Here is a 14,709-nt window from a genome sequence, read left to right as displayed (position 1 = left end):
ATAAATTAAGCTCACCAATAAACTAAACTCAACAATAAACAAAGCCCACCAATAAATCCTACTGTTGGGCTTAGTTAAATATATATTTAGATATGCAGAATTCAAACGAATTAAGTTTTAAAACTTTTTAAAAGCCAAACATCTTTAAAAATTATAAATGGCTACGGCGTTCACTCGATTGTCGATACCTGTGTCTTGCCCGTTTGTCGCTGGTGCAAAAGCAGTTCGTTCACCATAAACATATTCCACACCTAAGCTGATCTGTTTTACAGGGCTATAAAACAGATTTGCCCATGCCTGCCAAAGTTCTTTATTTGATCCAGTTTTATTGGCAACAGCAGAGATATAATCTTGATCTTCATCAAATTTCATAAAACCATAACCCAGTGTTCCTCTGAATTGATCATTGAACTTTTGGGTAATTCCCACAGTAATGGAGTCAAATTCATTTTGAACTAAATCATTTGAAGCTGTTTTTAGGACACCACTATTCGCCCATGAAACAAAACTGCTATCCCCCTTCACATGGTAATAATCCGCTTTTAAACTGGTTTGAGGATTTAAATCGTATTTTGTACCCACACCGACACCCCAAGCCCACTTTTCTTCACTGTCTATTCTTTTTTCATGCGCCATAGCACGTCCGCTTACAGACAATGCATCGCTCAGTTTATGGTTCAGACGACCAGTCAGCGCTGGCATACGCATACTGATCGAAGCATCTTTAGGATCTTCAACGGCAGTCACCAAATTTGTATCTGAATTAAACGTGTGTGTATAGCGAACTTGCGGTGTACGTTTAACTGCTCCACCGACAAAACCTAATGCATCAATACTCTCAGGCATATAGTCTGGTACTGCGAAGTTTGACCATGTTTGACCAATGAGCCAATTTCCATAATTTACATACGCATGACGGATACGTAAATTATCAAAATTAGAACCACCTAAGAAATCAACTTCAATTTTGCCTGAAACATCTTTACCTGTGACCGGTGTTTTGAAATCTAAACCTAAACGTGTTGCAGACAACGTTGACTTAAATTCATCACTGCGTTCTGCTATTCCTTCAATGGGAACCGTACTAATCTGGTTATACGATCTCGATGCTATACCACCTTCAGCTTGATACTGAGCATCCATGCGGACATTACCGTAGAAATGTATGTTCGATCCTGCAAGGGTTAATCCTAACCCATTTGTTTTTTTATCAGTTTGCTTCGTATTTGTAGAATATTCTTGAACCTGTTGCAATTGAACAGATTGCTTCTGCTGAGCTTGTGTAAATTGTTCTAACAAATGGCGAAGCTCTCGCACTTCTGCACGTAATTGATCTACTTCTGTATGATTTTTAGATTGAGCTAAAACAGATTTTTTTGTTTCAGCATGCGCATAACTGACGAGACTTAAACCCAGTGCAATCACAACGCTATTTTTTTGAAATTGATTCATCTTTACATATCCTATGTATATTCGGTCAATCCTGACATCGAGCCTTCATTACGAAATTAAATTTCGGCTAAAATGATTGGTGCAAAATAAGTTAATCGCTAAGGCGAATCTTGCCTACAAAAAATGGTTCATTGTCGATCAAAGTCTAATAATTCAAAGAATGAACCAAAATTTGTTTTAAATATTATTCATTAGTACATTTGCTAAGCCCATACATTTTGGATATAGGCTATGTTCGATTAATGAGCTGTCTGTTTAGCATTTGCGACTAAATCGGGTTGTTTAAGTTTCTCACCCTCTACTGAAGCGCGCAGATTGACCATGAAAATAGCCAATGCAGCAATTACACCAGGAATGGCTATCACTAAAAAGTTCATTTGATGTGGCAACTCTAAATTTAACAATGCACCAGTCAAAACTGGACCGACGATTGCACCGATTCGCCCAATACCCGATGCCCATCCCATGCCTGTAGATCGAACTGCTGCTGGATAAAACTGTGCCACGAAGGTATAGAGTAAGATTTGTGAGCCAATTGTTGCTGCTCCAGCAACGGCAATCAAACCGTAAAGCACAGCTTGCGGACTGTTATATCCTAATAAGATTAGCGCGATAGCACCAACACTAAACATGATCGTCAACACGGGCTTCAGATGAAATTTATCTGACAAAACACCACCACCGATAGCACCAATCATACCTCCAATATTCAAGGCAAATAAGAACAGCATACTTGCACCCAATGAATAACCTGCTTGGATCATTAACTTCGGTAACCAACTACCTAGTGCGTAAACCATCAATAAGCACATGAAAAATGCCACCCAAAACATGAGCGTACTAAACATACGCCCATGTTGAAATAAAGCACGCAAAGGTGCCTCATCACCTGCAACAGGTTCATCCAATTTAAACGTTGCTATGGTTGGGATATTTAACTCGGGTGCAATTTTATTCGCCACCACACGGACTTTCTCTGTTTCGCCTTTTTTTGTCATAAACATTAAAGATTCAGGAAGAAATTTCCATAACAATGGCAATGCCAATAATGGGATCACCGCGATATAGAACATGATCTTCCAACCATAATCGACCACTAAAAATGAGCCCAATAATGCAGATGCCATCCCACCAATGGCATAACCACTGAACATCACTGCAACCAGTGTGCTACGAATACGTTTAGGTGCATACTCTGTCATGAGTGCAACGACATTTGGCATTACCCCACCAATACCTAATCCCGCTAAAAAGCCTAAAACACCAAACTCTGTTGGTGATGTTGCAAATGCACCTAAGAATGTAAAACCACTGAAGATAGCCACACAAATCATAATGGTTTTTTTCGTCCAATTTTATCAGACAAGGTTCCAAAACTCATCGCACCAAACATCATACCAAAAAGCGCTGTGCTCGCCAGTAGACCAGCTTGGACATTAGTTAACCCCCACTCTTGCATTAACAATGGTAAAGCAACTCCATAAATGACCAAATCATAGCCATCAAAAATGATAATCAGTAGACACCAAATCAGCACACTCCAATGAAAGGGTGTAAATTTTGCTTCATCAACCACCGTGTTGATATTGATTGGATTTGTATTCACTTTAATGCTCCTGCTCGTGAATGTTGGTATGTCACGAACAATGAAGCAAAGTATTTTTATTGTCCAAAACCGAATTGCTCTATATTTATACCTTTAAAGTTTGTATTTAAAATAATATATTTAAATCAAACGCTTATACATATAAAAGAAGCTTTATTTTACTGCCGTATCCCCACTTACCAGAATATTTCTCGATAAATGACCTAAATACTACGCTCAATGTATATCGCGACATCATTTTTACCCCGTTAGAATCTTTAGCTTAAAATAAACTCAAAGCTTTATTGCATCGTGATCAATACAAATATTTATTGATCATGAGAAACATCTGAACTCAAGCTAAATCACTGCGCGATCATAGTGAATGGCTTCAAGATCATAAACTTGGTATATGCAATCAAACAATGAACGAATGTCTTCACTCTCATCCATAGACCGAATTGCCAAGAAAATCGGGCTGACAGCTGCATCGTCTAATAGGGGAATAAAATGTAAATGGGGTAATTGAATGGTTTTAGCACTATTGGGAACTATACATATACCTTCTCCAGCAGCAGTCAAACCCAGTGCCAATTGTATTTCACGCACTTCTGTTAAATTTTTAGGGTCTAACCCGTGTTCTGAGAAAAGCCCTCGAACTTGTGTCGAAAAATTTGGTTTAGGGTGGCTCGGATAGATAAATAATTTTTCTTCAACGATATCTGCTAAATAAACACCTTGTTTTTGCACTGCTAAAGGATGACTTGAATGAACAGCCACCATTAAGGGTTCTTCACGCAACAGTACTCGGCGTACAGCTGGATCTGAAATGCGTAACCGACCAAACCCAACATCAATCTTACCTTCTTTAAGAGATTGAATCTGATCTTTGGTGCTCATCTCGATTAATTCGATTTTTAAATTTGGATGCTGTTGTCTAAATAAATACACAATTTTGGGTAGTAGCCCATAAAGCAAAGAACCAACAAATCCCATGGTTATAGTTTTTTCAACCATACCGACCCGTTGGGTCATGCTTTTAATTTCTTCTGCATTAGACAAAAGTTTAACAGCATGCTGATAAAAAAATTGACCTGCCTCAGTGGTTTTTAATGGGCGACTTCCCCGCTCAAAAAGTTGAGTTCCTAACTCTGCCTCTAAGTTTTGAATCTGACGACTTAAAGGAGGTTGTGCAATAAAGAGTTTCTCTGAAGCTTTGGTAAAACTTTGTTCTTCTACAACCGCTACATAATATCGAAGATGTCTAAGTTCCATTTCATTCTCTCTAAATAAAAACCAAATCCATACTTATAAGGTATAAAAAAATGCTAATTAGGTGTTAGACAGTATATATCTATTCTTTTAAGGTATATCAAATCAAATAGAAAACGCAAGGTTGCGAAGAGTCAAGATGTATAAATCCATTGAAACAATGCTCGTCGAAATTCCAACAATCCGTCCTCACAAGATGGCGGTAGCAACGATGCAAACTCAAACCTTGGTTTTAGTGAAGGTCTGCACGGAAGATGGATTTGTAGGTTGGGGTGAAGCAACCACCATCGGTGGATTGGGCTATGGTGAAGAAAGCCCAGAAAGTATCAAAACCAATATTGATACTTATTTTACACCGCTGTTGAAATCACTGAAAGTTCAAAACATTGCACAAACCATGCAAATATTGAAAAAAAATATCAATGGTAACCGTTTTGCAAAATGTGCCATTCAAACTGCTTTACTTGATATTCAAGCACAATGTTTAGGCTTGCCTGTATCTGAACTTTTAGGTGGGCGCTTACGTGACAGTATCCCTGTACTTTGGGTATTGGCATCAGGTGATACCGAAAAAGATATCGCTGAAGCTCAAAAAATGATTGAGCTTAAACGTCATAACATTTTCAAACTCAAAATTGGCTCACGTTCCGTTGAAGCAGATGTAGAACATGTTTTGTCCATTAAAAAAGCATTGGGTGCGGACATTTCCATTCGTGTTGATGTGAATCGGGCATGGACAGAACTAGAAGCGATTAAAGGCATTCAACTTCTACAAGACGGTGGTATTGATTTAATCGAACAGCCTTGTGCGATCGACAATATCGATGCGATGAAGCGTCTGACACGTCGATTTGATATCGCGATTATGGCGGATGAATCTTTAATGGGCCCAAGCAGTGCTTATCAATTGGCTAAACGTAATGCTGCTTCGGTATTTGCAGTGAAAGTTTCTCAGTCAGGTGGATTAATCGAAGGATGTCAGGTTGGTACGATTGCTCAGTTGGCGGGAATTGATCTTTACGGTGGCACCATGCTTGAAGGCCCTGTTGGCACAATTGCATCTGCGCATGCCTTCTCTACATTTGAAAATTTAGCATATGGCACAGAGCTCTTTGGTCCACTGCTATTAACCGAAGAAATTTTAAAAACCCCACTTCAATATCAAGATTTTCATTTAGTTGTACCGAAAACAGCTGGCTTAGGCATTGAATTGGACGAAAACAAAATTGAGAACTTACGTCGTTTGTAAGTGGATAAACCCAAATATTGAGAGATCTACAAGGAGTTTCTAATGTTATTTCAAGTAAGAATGGATGTGAATCTTCCACTGGATATGCCAATAGAAAAGGCAAATGAAATTAAAGCAGTTGAAAAAGCATATTCGCAAGAGCTTCAACACCAAGGTAAATGGCGTCACATCTGGCGCATTACGGGTCAGTACTCAAACATCAGTATTTTTGATGTCGAAAGTAACGAAGAGTTGCATACCCTATTACAAGGTTTGCCACTCTACCCGTACATGAAAATCGAAGTTATGGCACTGAATCGTCATCCCTCTTCTATCCGAGAAGATGACCGTTAAGCCTTAGCTTAATTTAAAAGCCCAAACATGAGTTGATGTATCGTGATTTCAGGGTGCATGAGGACAACTTTATCTGAAAAAAGGAAATCGGCCAGCAAATCGGAACGCTAGCCATTAAGGAGAACCAAAATGAATCGTCAAGAAATCGAAGCTTTAGTTAAAAAAATGAACGTAGACACTGCAAATGGCCCTGTCGATTCACGCGTTCAAGAGGTTGTGGTTCGTTTAGTTACAGATTTATTTGTAGCGATTGAGGAACTTGATCTTTCTCAAACTGAAGTATGGAAAGGTTTAGAGTACTTTACTGATGCAGGTCAAGCCAACGAATTAGGTCTTTTGGCTGCTGGTTTAGGCTTAGAGCATTTCCTTGACTTACGTGCTGACGAAAAAGATGCGCAAGCAGGTATTACAGGTGGCACACCACGTACCATCGAAGGTCCACTTTATGTAGCAGGTGCACCTGAATCTGTAGGCTTTGCACGTATGGATGATGGTTCAGAATCAGATACTTTAGATACATTAATTATCGAAGGTACTGTAACTGATACAGATGGGAAAATCATTGAAGGTACTAAAGTTGAAATGTGGCATGCCAATGGTTTAGGCAACTACTCTTTCTTTGATAAATCACAATCTGACTTTAACTTACGCCGCACAATTTTTAGCGATGCAGATGGTCATTATGTTGCACAAACGACTATGCCTGTTGGCTACGGCTGCCCACCAGAAGGCACAACACAATTTGTATTAGACAAATTAGGCCGTCATGGTAACCGTCCATCACACGTACATTACTTTGTGTCTGCACCTGGCTACCGCAAACTGACAACGCAATTCAATATCGAAGGTGACCAATACCTTTGGGATGATTTTGCATTCGCAACACGTGACGGTTTAGTAGCAACAGCAATTGACATTACTGACGAAGCTGAAATTGCAAAACGTGGTTTAAATGGCCCATTCAAACACATCACGTTCAATATCGAACTTATTAAAGCTGAAGAAAATGCGCCATCAACAGAAGTTGATCGTCGCCGCGCAGCAGCTTAATACCTTTTAAATGGAATCGGGATAAATGATTTATCCCGATGACTTCCCCCTAAATTTGGAAAGTCGGAGAACGGACATGCCACGTATTCCTGTAATTAATACTAGCCATCTCGATCGTATTGATGAACTACTTGTAGATAACTTTGAAACGGGTGAATTTAAGCTTCATCGCTCAGTATTTACCGACCAAGCTATATTTGATCTTGAGATGAAATATATTTTTGAAGGCAACTGGGTGTACTTGGCGCACGAGAGCCAAATTCCAAATAATAACGATTACTTTACAACACACATTGGTCGTCAGCCGATCATCATCGCACGTAACCGTAATGGTGAACTCAATGCCATGATTAATGCGTGTTCTCACCGTGGTGCACAGCTTTGCCGTAATAAAAAAGGCAACAAAGCGACTTATACTTGCCCGTTCCACGGTTGGACATTTAATAACTCAGGTAAATTGTTAAAAGTTAAAGATCCAACTGATGCAGGCTATTCAGATTGCTTTAACAAAGATGGCTCACATGACCTGAAAAAAGTCGCGAAATTTGAAAGCTATAAAGGCTTCTTATTTGGTAGCTTAAATCCAGATGTGCCATCACTCGAAGATTATTTAGGCGAAACCAAAAAAATCATCGATATGATTGTGGGTCAGTCTGAGCAAGGTTTAGAAGTTTTACGTGGTGCATCAACCTATACCTACGAAGGTAACTGGAAACTGACCGCGGAAAATGGTGCTGATGGTTACCACGTATCAGCAGTGCACTGGAACTACGCAGCAACCACACAACAACGCAAAGAAAAACAAGCGGGCGATAACATCCGTGCCATGAGCGCAGGCTCTTGGGGTAAACAAGGCGGCGGTTCTTACGGCTTTGACAATGGCCACATGTTGCTTTGGACACAATGGGCAAATCCAGAAGATCGTCCTAATTTCCCTAAAGCTGAAGAATACACTGAGAAATTCGGCTCTGCAATGTCGAAATGGATGATCGAACGTTCTCGTAACCTATGCTTATATCCAAACGTGTACCTAATGGATCAGTTCGGTTCACAAATCCGTGTATTACGTCCTTTATCTGTCAATAAAACAGAAGTGACCATTTACTGTATCGCACCTGTCGGTGAAGAACCAGAAGCACGTGCACGCCGTATCCGCCAATATGAAGATTTCTTTAATGCTTCAGGTATGGCAACGCCAGATGATTTAGAAGAATTCCGTGCATGCCAAGCGGGTTATGCAGGGATCGAACTTGAATGGAACGACATGTGCCGTGGTTCGAAACACTGGATTCAAGGCCCAGATGATGCAGCCAATGAAATCGGCTTACAACCAAAACTCTCTGGCATCAAAACGGAAGATGAAGGTTTATATCTTGCACAGCACCAATATTGGTTAGAACTCATGAAAGCTGCAATTGAGAAAGAAAAAGAATTGCAAGCACTTGAAGCATCAACAATGGGAGAATCTGCATGAACACATCTGTACAACTAGAGCAAGTGTCAATAGAACAGATCTCACAATTTTTATATCGTGAAGCACGCTTACTCGACGATGAACAATGGGATGAATGGTTAACGTGTTATGCACCAACTGCATCATTTTGGATGCCCGCTTGGGATGATGATGACACCTTAACGCAAGACCCTCAGTCTGAAATCTCATTGATTTATTACCCAGACCGCCAAGGTTTAGAAGACCGTGTATTCCGTATTAAAACAGAGCGTTCTTCTGCAACCATGCCTGATACGCGTACTTGCCACAATATCAATAATATTGAAGTAATTGCACGTGAAAATGACAAAGTAACAGTTCGTTTTAACTGGAACACGCTCAGCTACCGCTATAAGACATCGTATAGCTACTTTGGTATGTCACGTTATGAAATCGATTTTTCAGGTGAACAACCTCAAATTTTATCGAAATACGTTGTCCTTAAAAACGACTATATTAATCAAGTGATTGATATTTATCACCTCTAATATTTTTAATGCAAAACTCCCTTTATAGTCACAGGGATCTGTGGCCAAAAGTTTAAAGATACAAAGATTGAAAAGGATATTTAGCCATGTCAAGCCACAACGTTGCACTTCAATTTGAAGATGGTGTTACTCGCTTTATTACTGTTGCTCAAGGTGAATCATTATCTGATGCAGCTTACCGTCAAAAAATTAATATTCCTTTGGACTGTCGCGATGGTGCATGTGGAACGTGTCGCGCATTTTGCGAATCTGGCAAATATGACATGCCTGAAGAAACTTATATTGAAGATGCCTTAACACCAGAAGAAGCAGCACAAGGTTATATTTTAGCGTGCCAATGCCGTCCAACTTCTGATGCTGTATTCCAAATTCAAGCCTCTTCTGATGTATGTAAAACCGAAATTCATCAATTCCAAGGCGCATTAAAACGTGTCGATAATTTATCTGAATCGACCATTACTTTTGATATTGAATTGGATGATGGCCAACCTGATATTCATTTCCTTGCAGGGCAATATGTCAATGTGGGAATTCCGGGGACTACCGACACACGTTCATATTCATTTAGCTCTAAACCGGGTAATCGCCTTACAGGTTTTGTAGTGCGTAATGTCCCAAATGGAAAAATGAGTGAATTTTTAAGTGCCAATGCCAAAGCTGGCGACAAAATGTCGTTTACTGGTCCATTCGGAAGTTTCTACTTACGTAATGTTGTGCGTCCAGTGCTCATGCTAGCAGGTGGTACAGGCATCGCCCCTTTCATGTCAATGCTTCAAGTTCTTGAAGAAAAGGGTTCAGATCATCCGGTGCGTTTAGTTTTTGGTGTTACCAATGACTTTGATTTAGTGGCCTTGGAAAAACTCAATGAATTACAAGAGAAATTACCTTGGTTTGAATATCGCACAGTGGTTGCTAGCCCTGAATCAAATCATGAGCGTAAAGGTTATGTGACAGGTCATATCGAAACTGAATGGTTAAACAGTGGCGATGTCGATATTTATTTATGTGGCCCTGTACCGATGGTCGATGCGGTACGTGGTTGGTTAGATGCTGAAGGGATCAAACCTGCAAACTTCTTATTTGAAAAATTCTCTGCCAATTAATCTGCTTATACGTCGGAGAATATCATGTCCAAAAGATTTGAAAATAAAGTTGTGATCGTTACCGGTGCCGCGCAAGGCATCGGTCGCGGTGTTGCGATTCAAGCTGCGGCTGAAGGTGCAAAAGTAGTCATGGCTGACCGTGCTGAATATGTCAGCACCACTTTAGATGAAATTCTAAGTGCAGGTGGTACAGGTGTGACCATTTTAGCTGACCTTGAAAGCTATGCAGGTGCGCAATCTGTTATCCAAAAAGCACTTGATACATATGGTCGTATTGATGTACTCATCAATAATGTCGGTGGTGCGATTTGGATGAAACCATTTACCGAATTTACCGAAGAAGAAATCGTGAAAGAGATTAATCGTTCACTTTTCCCAACGCTATGGAGTTGCCATGCAGTATTGCCACATATGCAACAGCAAAAAGCGGGCGTGATTGTGAATGTTTCTTCGATTGCCACACTTGGCATTAACCGCTTGCCTTATTCAGCAGCTAAAGGCGGTGTTAACAGCTTTACGAAATCGATGGCATTTGCCCATGCGCAAGATGGTATTCGAGTGAATGCTGTGGCAACAGGTGGTACAGATGCACCGCCTCGCGTGATCCCTCGTAATAGCACACTATTATCTGAGCAAGATCAAGCATGGATGCAAGAAGTGATCGATCAAACCATTGACCGCAGTTATATGAAACGTTACGGCAGTATCCAAGAACAAGTCAATGCCATTTTGTTCTTGGCATCGGATGATGCATCTTACATTACTGGCAGTGTGCTTGCCGTAGGTGGTGGCGATCAGGGTTAACCTGATCGTAATTACTCAATGTACGATCATTGATGTTGACATGGAGGCACCACAATGAGCAATTTGATTACACAATTAAAAGAAGATTGGTCTATTCCTGCCACAGTAGCAGGTTTTTTAGCTGTATTAATCTCCTATGCGGGTCCACTGATTATTTTTTTCCAAGCGGCACAACAAGCAAATGTCTCTATGGAAATGATGATCTCTTGGGTATGGGGAATTTCAATTGCAGCGGCAATTTCAAGTATTTATTTATCCATAAAATTTAAAGTGCCCATTGTGATGGCATGGTCAGCACCGGGCACTGCTCTTCTTGTCACTTTATTCCCAGAAGTTTCGCTGAATGAAGCGGTTGCAGCCTATATCACCACAGCCGTTGTGTTATTTATTATTGGGATTACAGGATATTTTGACAAACTTTTAGCTTTAATCCCGCAATCAGTTGCCGCAGGCATGATGGCAGGGATTTTAGTGACTTTTGGTTTTGGTGTGTTTAGCGCATCAGAAAATATGCCGATTATTGTGCTCAGCATGCTCATCGTTTTTTTAATCTCTAAACGATTTAACCCTCGCTATAGCATGATGTGGGTCTTAGCCGTTGGGCTGATTTTTAGTTTAGCTCTGGGTAAATTCCAACCTGTAGATTTAAATTTTAGTTTAGGCATTCCACAGTTTATCCAACCTGAATGGACATGGAATTCGACGCTTAACCTTGCTATTCCGCTTATTTTGGTGAGTTTATCAGGTCAATTTTTACCGGGCATGAGCTTACTCAAAGTCTCAGGCTATAGCGTACCTGCAAAGCCGATTATTACCACTGCAAGTATCACCTCTTTATTGTTTGCCTGTACTGGGGCGATTACCACGGTTTTAGGTTCAATCACGGCAGCTTTATGTACAGGTAAAGATGCGCATGAGCAGCATGACAAACGTTATATAGCAGGTATTTGTAACGGCATTTTTTATATTTTAGGTGGGCTATTTGCCGGCTCTATCGTCTTACTGTTTAGTCTTTTTCCCAAAGAATTGGTGGCCGCTTTAGCAGGCTTAGCTTTGTTGGGCGCGATCTCAAGCAACTTAACCATTGCCATGCAAAATGAAGCACAACGTGACTCTGCCCTCATTACATTTTTAGCCACTGCTTCAGGCATGAGCTTGCTTGGCATGAGCTCGGTTTTTTGGGGAATTATTATCGGCTTAATCGCCCATATGGTGCTGACAAAACGCGATAAATCCATACAGGCAGTTCCATCTACCACACCAACATCCCGTTAATTTTTTAGGACATCTCCTATGATTGATAAAAGCAAAACGTCGCTGACCGAGGCACTCTCTCAGATCAAAGATGGTTCAACTGTCATGATCGGTGGTTTCGGTACAGCAGGACAACCCGCTGAACTCATTGATGGTTTAATTGAACTTGGCATTAAAGATTTAATCATCGTCAATAATAATGCAGGGAACGGAGATTACGGCTTAGCTAAACTGCTTAAAACAGGTGCAGTCCGAAAAATCATCTGCTCTTTCCCACGCCAATCTGACTCATACGTGTTTGATGAACTCTATCGCGCAGGCAAAATCGAATTAGAGCTTGTGCCTCAAGGTAATCTTGCATGTCGGATCCAAGCTGCGGGGATGGGTTTAGGTCCAATCTATACCCCAACAGGTTTTGGTACTTTGCTTGCTGAGGGCAAACCAACCATAAACTATGAAGGCAAAGATTACGTTTTAGAAAATCCAATCAAAGCTGATTTTGCCTTGATTAAAGCTGCGAAAGGCGATCGCTGGGGCAACTTGGTTTACCGTAAATCAGCACGTAACTTTGGTCCCATCATGGCCGTGGCTGCGGAGATCACCATTGCGCAAGTGGCAGAAGTGGTTGAACTCGGTGCATTGGATCCAGAACACATCATTACCCCAGGGATCTTTGTACAACATGTCGTTCAGGTTCAACCTGCTCAATAATTGGAATCGGAGAATCATCATGAGCTATACCAAATTGACCCGTGACCAAATTGCAGAACGCGTGGCACAAGATATCCCAGATGGTGCGTATGTGAACCTAGGCATTGGATTACCGACTAAGATTTCAAGCTACTTGCCATCTGATAAAGACGTATTTTTACATTCTGAAAATGGTCTATTGGCTTTTGGTCCACCGCCTGCTGAGGAAGATCGTGATCCTGAACTGATCAATGCAGGAAAAGAGTTTGTGACTATGCTGGAAGGTGGAGCATTCTTTCACCACGGTGATTCATTCGCCATGATGCGTGGTGGTCACTTAGATATCGCGGTGCTTGGGGCTTTCCAAGTGGCAGAAAATGGTGACTTGGCGAACTGGCATACCGGTGCACCTGATGCCATCCCTGCGGTGGGTGGTGCGATGGATTTAGCGGTAGGTGCTAAGAAAGTATTTATTACCACAGATCATGTCACTAAAAAAGGTGAACCAAAGATCGTCTCTGAATTGACCTACCCTGCAACAGGCTTGAAGTGTGTCGATCGTATTTACACTGATTTATGCATGATTGATGTGACCCCTGAAGGGATGAAAGTGATTGAGAAAGTCGAAGGTTTATCATTTGAAGAATTACAGTCGATGACTGGTGCCAAACTGATTGATGCGACAGGCGTGGAAGGATAATAAACATGAAAAATGCATATATTATTGATGCGATCCGTACGCCTTTTGGTCGTTATGCAGGTGATCTTGCACCTGTACGCGCAGATGACTTAGGTGCTGTTCCGCTTAAAGCCTTGATGGAGCGCAACCCAACGGTGAATTGGAAAAAAGTTGACGATATTATTTATGGCTGTGCCAATCAAGCGGGTGAAGATAACCGAAATGTCGGTCGTATGTCTGCGCTACTGGCGGGTATGCCTTACCAAGTGCCCGCAACGACAGTGAACCGTTTATGTGGTTCATCTCTAGATGCAATCTCGATGGCAGCACGTGCGATTAAAGCAGGTGAAGCAGATTTAATCATTGCTGGTGGTGTAGAGAGCATGTCTCGTGCCCCTTTTGTGATGGGGAAATCAGACACAGCCTATGGTCGTGCTCAAAAACTTGAAGACACCACCATGGGCTGGCGTTTTATCAACCCTAAATTAAAAGAATTGTATGGTGTTGAAACCATGCCGCAAACGGCTGAGAACGTAGCAGAGCAGTTCAACATTAGCCGTACGGATCAAGATCAGTTTGCATTCAACAGTCAACAACGTACCGCAGCGGCACAAACCAAGGGTTTCTTTGCCCATGAAATCACTCCTGTAGTCATCCCACAGCGTAAGGGTGATGCTGTGGTCATCGATACCGATGAACATCCACGTGCCTCAACCACTTTAGAAGGTTTAAACAAACTTAAACCTGTGGTGAAAGCAGATGGTACGGTCACTGCGGGGAATGCATCAGGAATTAATGATGGCGCAGCAGCATTGCTCATCGCTTCGGATGATGCGGTACAGCAGTATGGTTTAAAGCCTCGCGCCAAAGTGATCGGTGCGACAGTGGTGGGTGTTGAACCTCGTATTATGGGCTTTGGCCCTGCGCCTGCGATTAAGAAGTTGTTGGCTCAAACAGGTTTAACTTTAGATCAAATGGATGTGATTGAGCTGAATGAAGCCTTTGCTGCACAAGCCCTAGCATGTACACGTGACTTAGGCCTAGCAGATGACGAAGCACGCGTGAATCCAAATGGTGGTGCAATTGCATTAGGTCATCCACTTGGTGCATCAGGTGCTCGTCTGGTGACGACAGCACTCAATCAACTTGAGGCAACCGGTGGCAAATATGCACTTTGCTCGATGTGTATTGGTGTCGGTCAAGGTATCGCTTTAATTATCGAACGTGTGTAACTATTAAAAACCCCCTCCCTTTATCA

The 14,709-nt window shown here is 41.4% G+C and carries 13 protein-coding genes and 1 pseudogene; 11 read left to right on the top strand and 3 right to left on the bottom strand.

The features are described from left to right. Window positions 1–144: 144 nt before the first annotated feature. From AC5YD2_RS06380 to AC5YD2_RS06370, 3 genes and pseudogenes are all read right to left on the bottom strand, one after another. Window positions 145–1,452 carry a DcaP family trimeric outer membrane transporter gene (locus tag AC5YD2_RS06380; RefSeq protein WP_496125524.1) on the bottom strand — a complete coding sequence of 436 codons (1,308 nt, stop codon included), beginning with the start codon at window positions 1,450–1,452 and terminating at the stop codon, window positions 145–147. 239 nt (window positions 1,453–1,691) lie between these two features. Next, window positions 1,692–3,058: pseudogene (locus tag AC5YD2_RS06375) on the bottom strand (MFS transporter). Between the two features lie 339 nt (window positions 3,059–3,397). Continuing rightward, the gene (locus AC5YD2_RS06370; protein WP_496125523.1) at window positions 3,398–4,312 is read right to left on the bottom strand and encodes a LysR substrate-binding domain-containing protein; all 915 of its coding nucleotides are present in this window, start codon (window positions 4,310–4,312) and stop codon (window positions 3,398–3,400) included. A 136-nt stretch (window positions 4,313–4,448) separates the two neighbouring features. Between AC5YD2_RS06370 and AC5YD2_RS06365 the strand changes: the two genes are divergently transcribed. The 11 genes from AC5YD2_RS06365 (at window position 4,449) to pcaF (ending at window position 14,683) form a co-directional block, all read left to right on the top strand. After that, on the top strand, window positions 4,449–5,558 hold the full coding sequence (locus AC5YD2_RS06365; RefSeq protein WP_496125522.1) for a muconate/chloromuconate family cycloisomerase: 1,110 nt from the start codon (window positions 4,449–4,451) through the stop codon (window positions 5,556–5,558). A 42-nt stretch (window positions 5,559–5,600) separates the two neighbouring features. Further along, on the top strand, window positions 5,601–5,891 hold the full coding sequence (gene catC, locus AC5YD2_RS06360; RefSeq protein WP_496125521.1) for a muconolactone Delta-isomerase: 291 nt from the start codon (window positions 5,601–5,603) through the stop codon (window positions 5,889–5,891). Between the two features lie 129 nt (window positions 5,892–6,020). Next, the gene (gene catA, locus AC5YD2_RS06355; protein WP_496125520.1) at window positions 6,021–6,941 is read left to right on the top strand and encodes a catechol 1,2-dioxygenase; all 921 of its coding nucleotides are present in this window, start codon (window positions 6,021–6,023) and stop codon (window positions 6,939–6,941) included. A gap of 76 nt (window positions 6,942–7,017) precedes the next feature. Next, window positions 7,018–8,415, top strand: a complete 1,398-nt coding sequence (gene benA / locus AC5YD2_RS06350) for a benzoate 1,2-dioxygenase large subunit (protein ID WP_496125519.1) — start codon at window positions 7,018–7,020, stop codon at window positions 8,413–8,415. Beyond that, complete coding sequence (gene benB / locus AC5YD2_RS06345; RefSeq protein WP_496125518.1) at window positions 8,412–8,921, top strand: benzoate 1,2-dioxygenase small subunit; 510 nt, start codon at window positions 8,412–8,414, stop codon at window positions 8,919–8,921. Before benA ends, benB begins: the two co-directional genes overlap by 4 nt. Window positions 8,922–9,007: 86 nt before the next feature. After that, the gene (gene benC, locus AC5YD2_RS06340; protein ID WP_496125517.1) at window positions 9,008–10,024 is read left to right on the top strand and encodes a benzoate 1,2-dioxygenase electron transfer component BenC; all 1,017 of its coding nucleotides are present in this window, start codon (window positions 9,008–9,010) and stop codon (window positions 10,022–10,024) included. A 24-nt stretch (window positions 10,025–10,048) separates the two neighbouring features. Beyond that, window positions 10,049–10,828 carry a 1,6-dihydroxycyclohexa-2,4-diene-1-carboxylate dehydrogenase gene (locus AC5YD2_RS06335; protein WP_496125516.1) on the top strand — a complete coding sequence of 260 codons (780 nt, stop codon included), beginning with the start codon at window positions 10,049–10,051 and terminating at the stop codon, window positions 10,826–10,828. 54 nt (window positions 10,829–10,882) lie between these two features. Beyond that, the gene (gene benE / locus AC5YD2_RS06330) at window positions 10,883–12,103 is read left to right on the top strand and encodes a benzoate/H(+) symporter BenE (protein ID WP_496125515.1); all 1,221 of its coding nucleotides are present in this window, start codon (window positions 10,883–10,885) and stop codon (window positions 12,101–12,103) included. Window positions 12,104–12,121: 18 nt separating this feature from the next. Beyond that, the gene (locus AC5YD2_RS06325) at window positions 12,122–12,793 is read left to right on the top strand and encodes a 3-oxoacid CoA-transferase subunit A (RefSeq protein WP_496125514.1); all 672 of its coding nucleotides are present in this window, start codon (window positions 12,122–12,124) and stop codon (window positions 12,791–12,793) included. 19 nt (window positions 12,794–12,812) lie between these two features. Next, a complete protein-coding gene (locus tag AC5YD2_RS06320; RefSeq protein WP_496125513.1) occupies window positions 12,813–13,472 on the top strand; it encodes a 3-oxoacid CoA-transferase subunit B in 660 nt (219 codons plus the stop codon). 5 nt (window positions 13,473–13,477) lie between these two features. Then, window positions 13,478–14,683, top strand: a complete 1,206-nt coding sequence (pcaF, locus tag AC5YD2_RS06315; RefSeq protein WP_496125512.1) for a 3-oxoadipyl-CoA thiolase — start codon at window positions 13,478–13,480, stop codon at window positions 14,681–14,683. Window positions 14,684–14,709 lie beyond the last annotated feature (26 nt).

It is taken from the genome of Acinetobacter sp. CY73 (genome assembly GCF_059515865.1).
The sequence above is the reverse complement of the archived record's forward strand: the minus strand, read 5'-3'. Positions and strand labels throughout refer to the sequence as shown.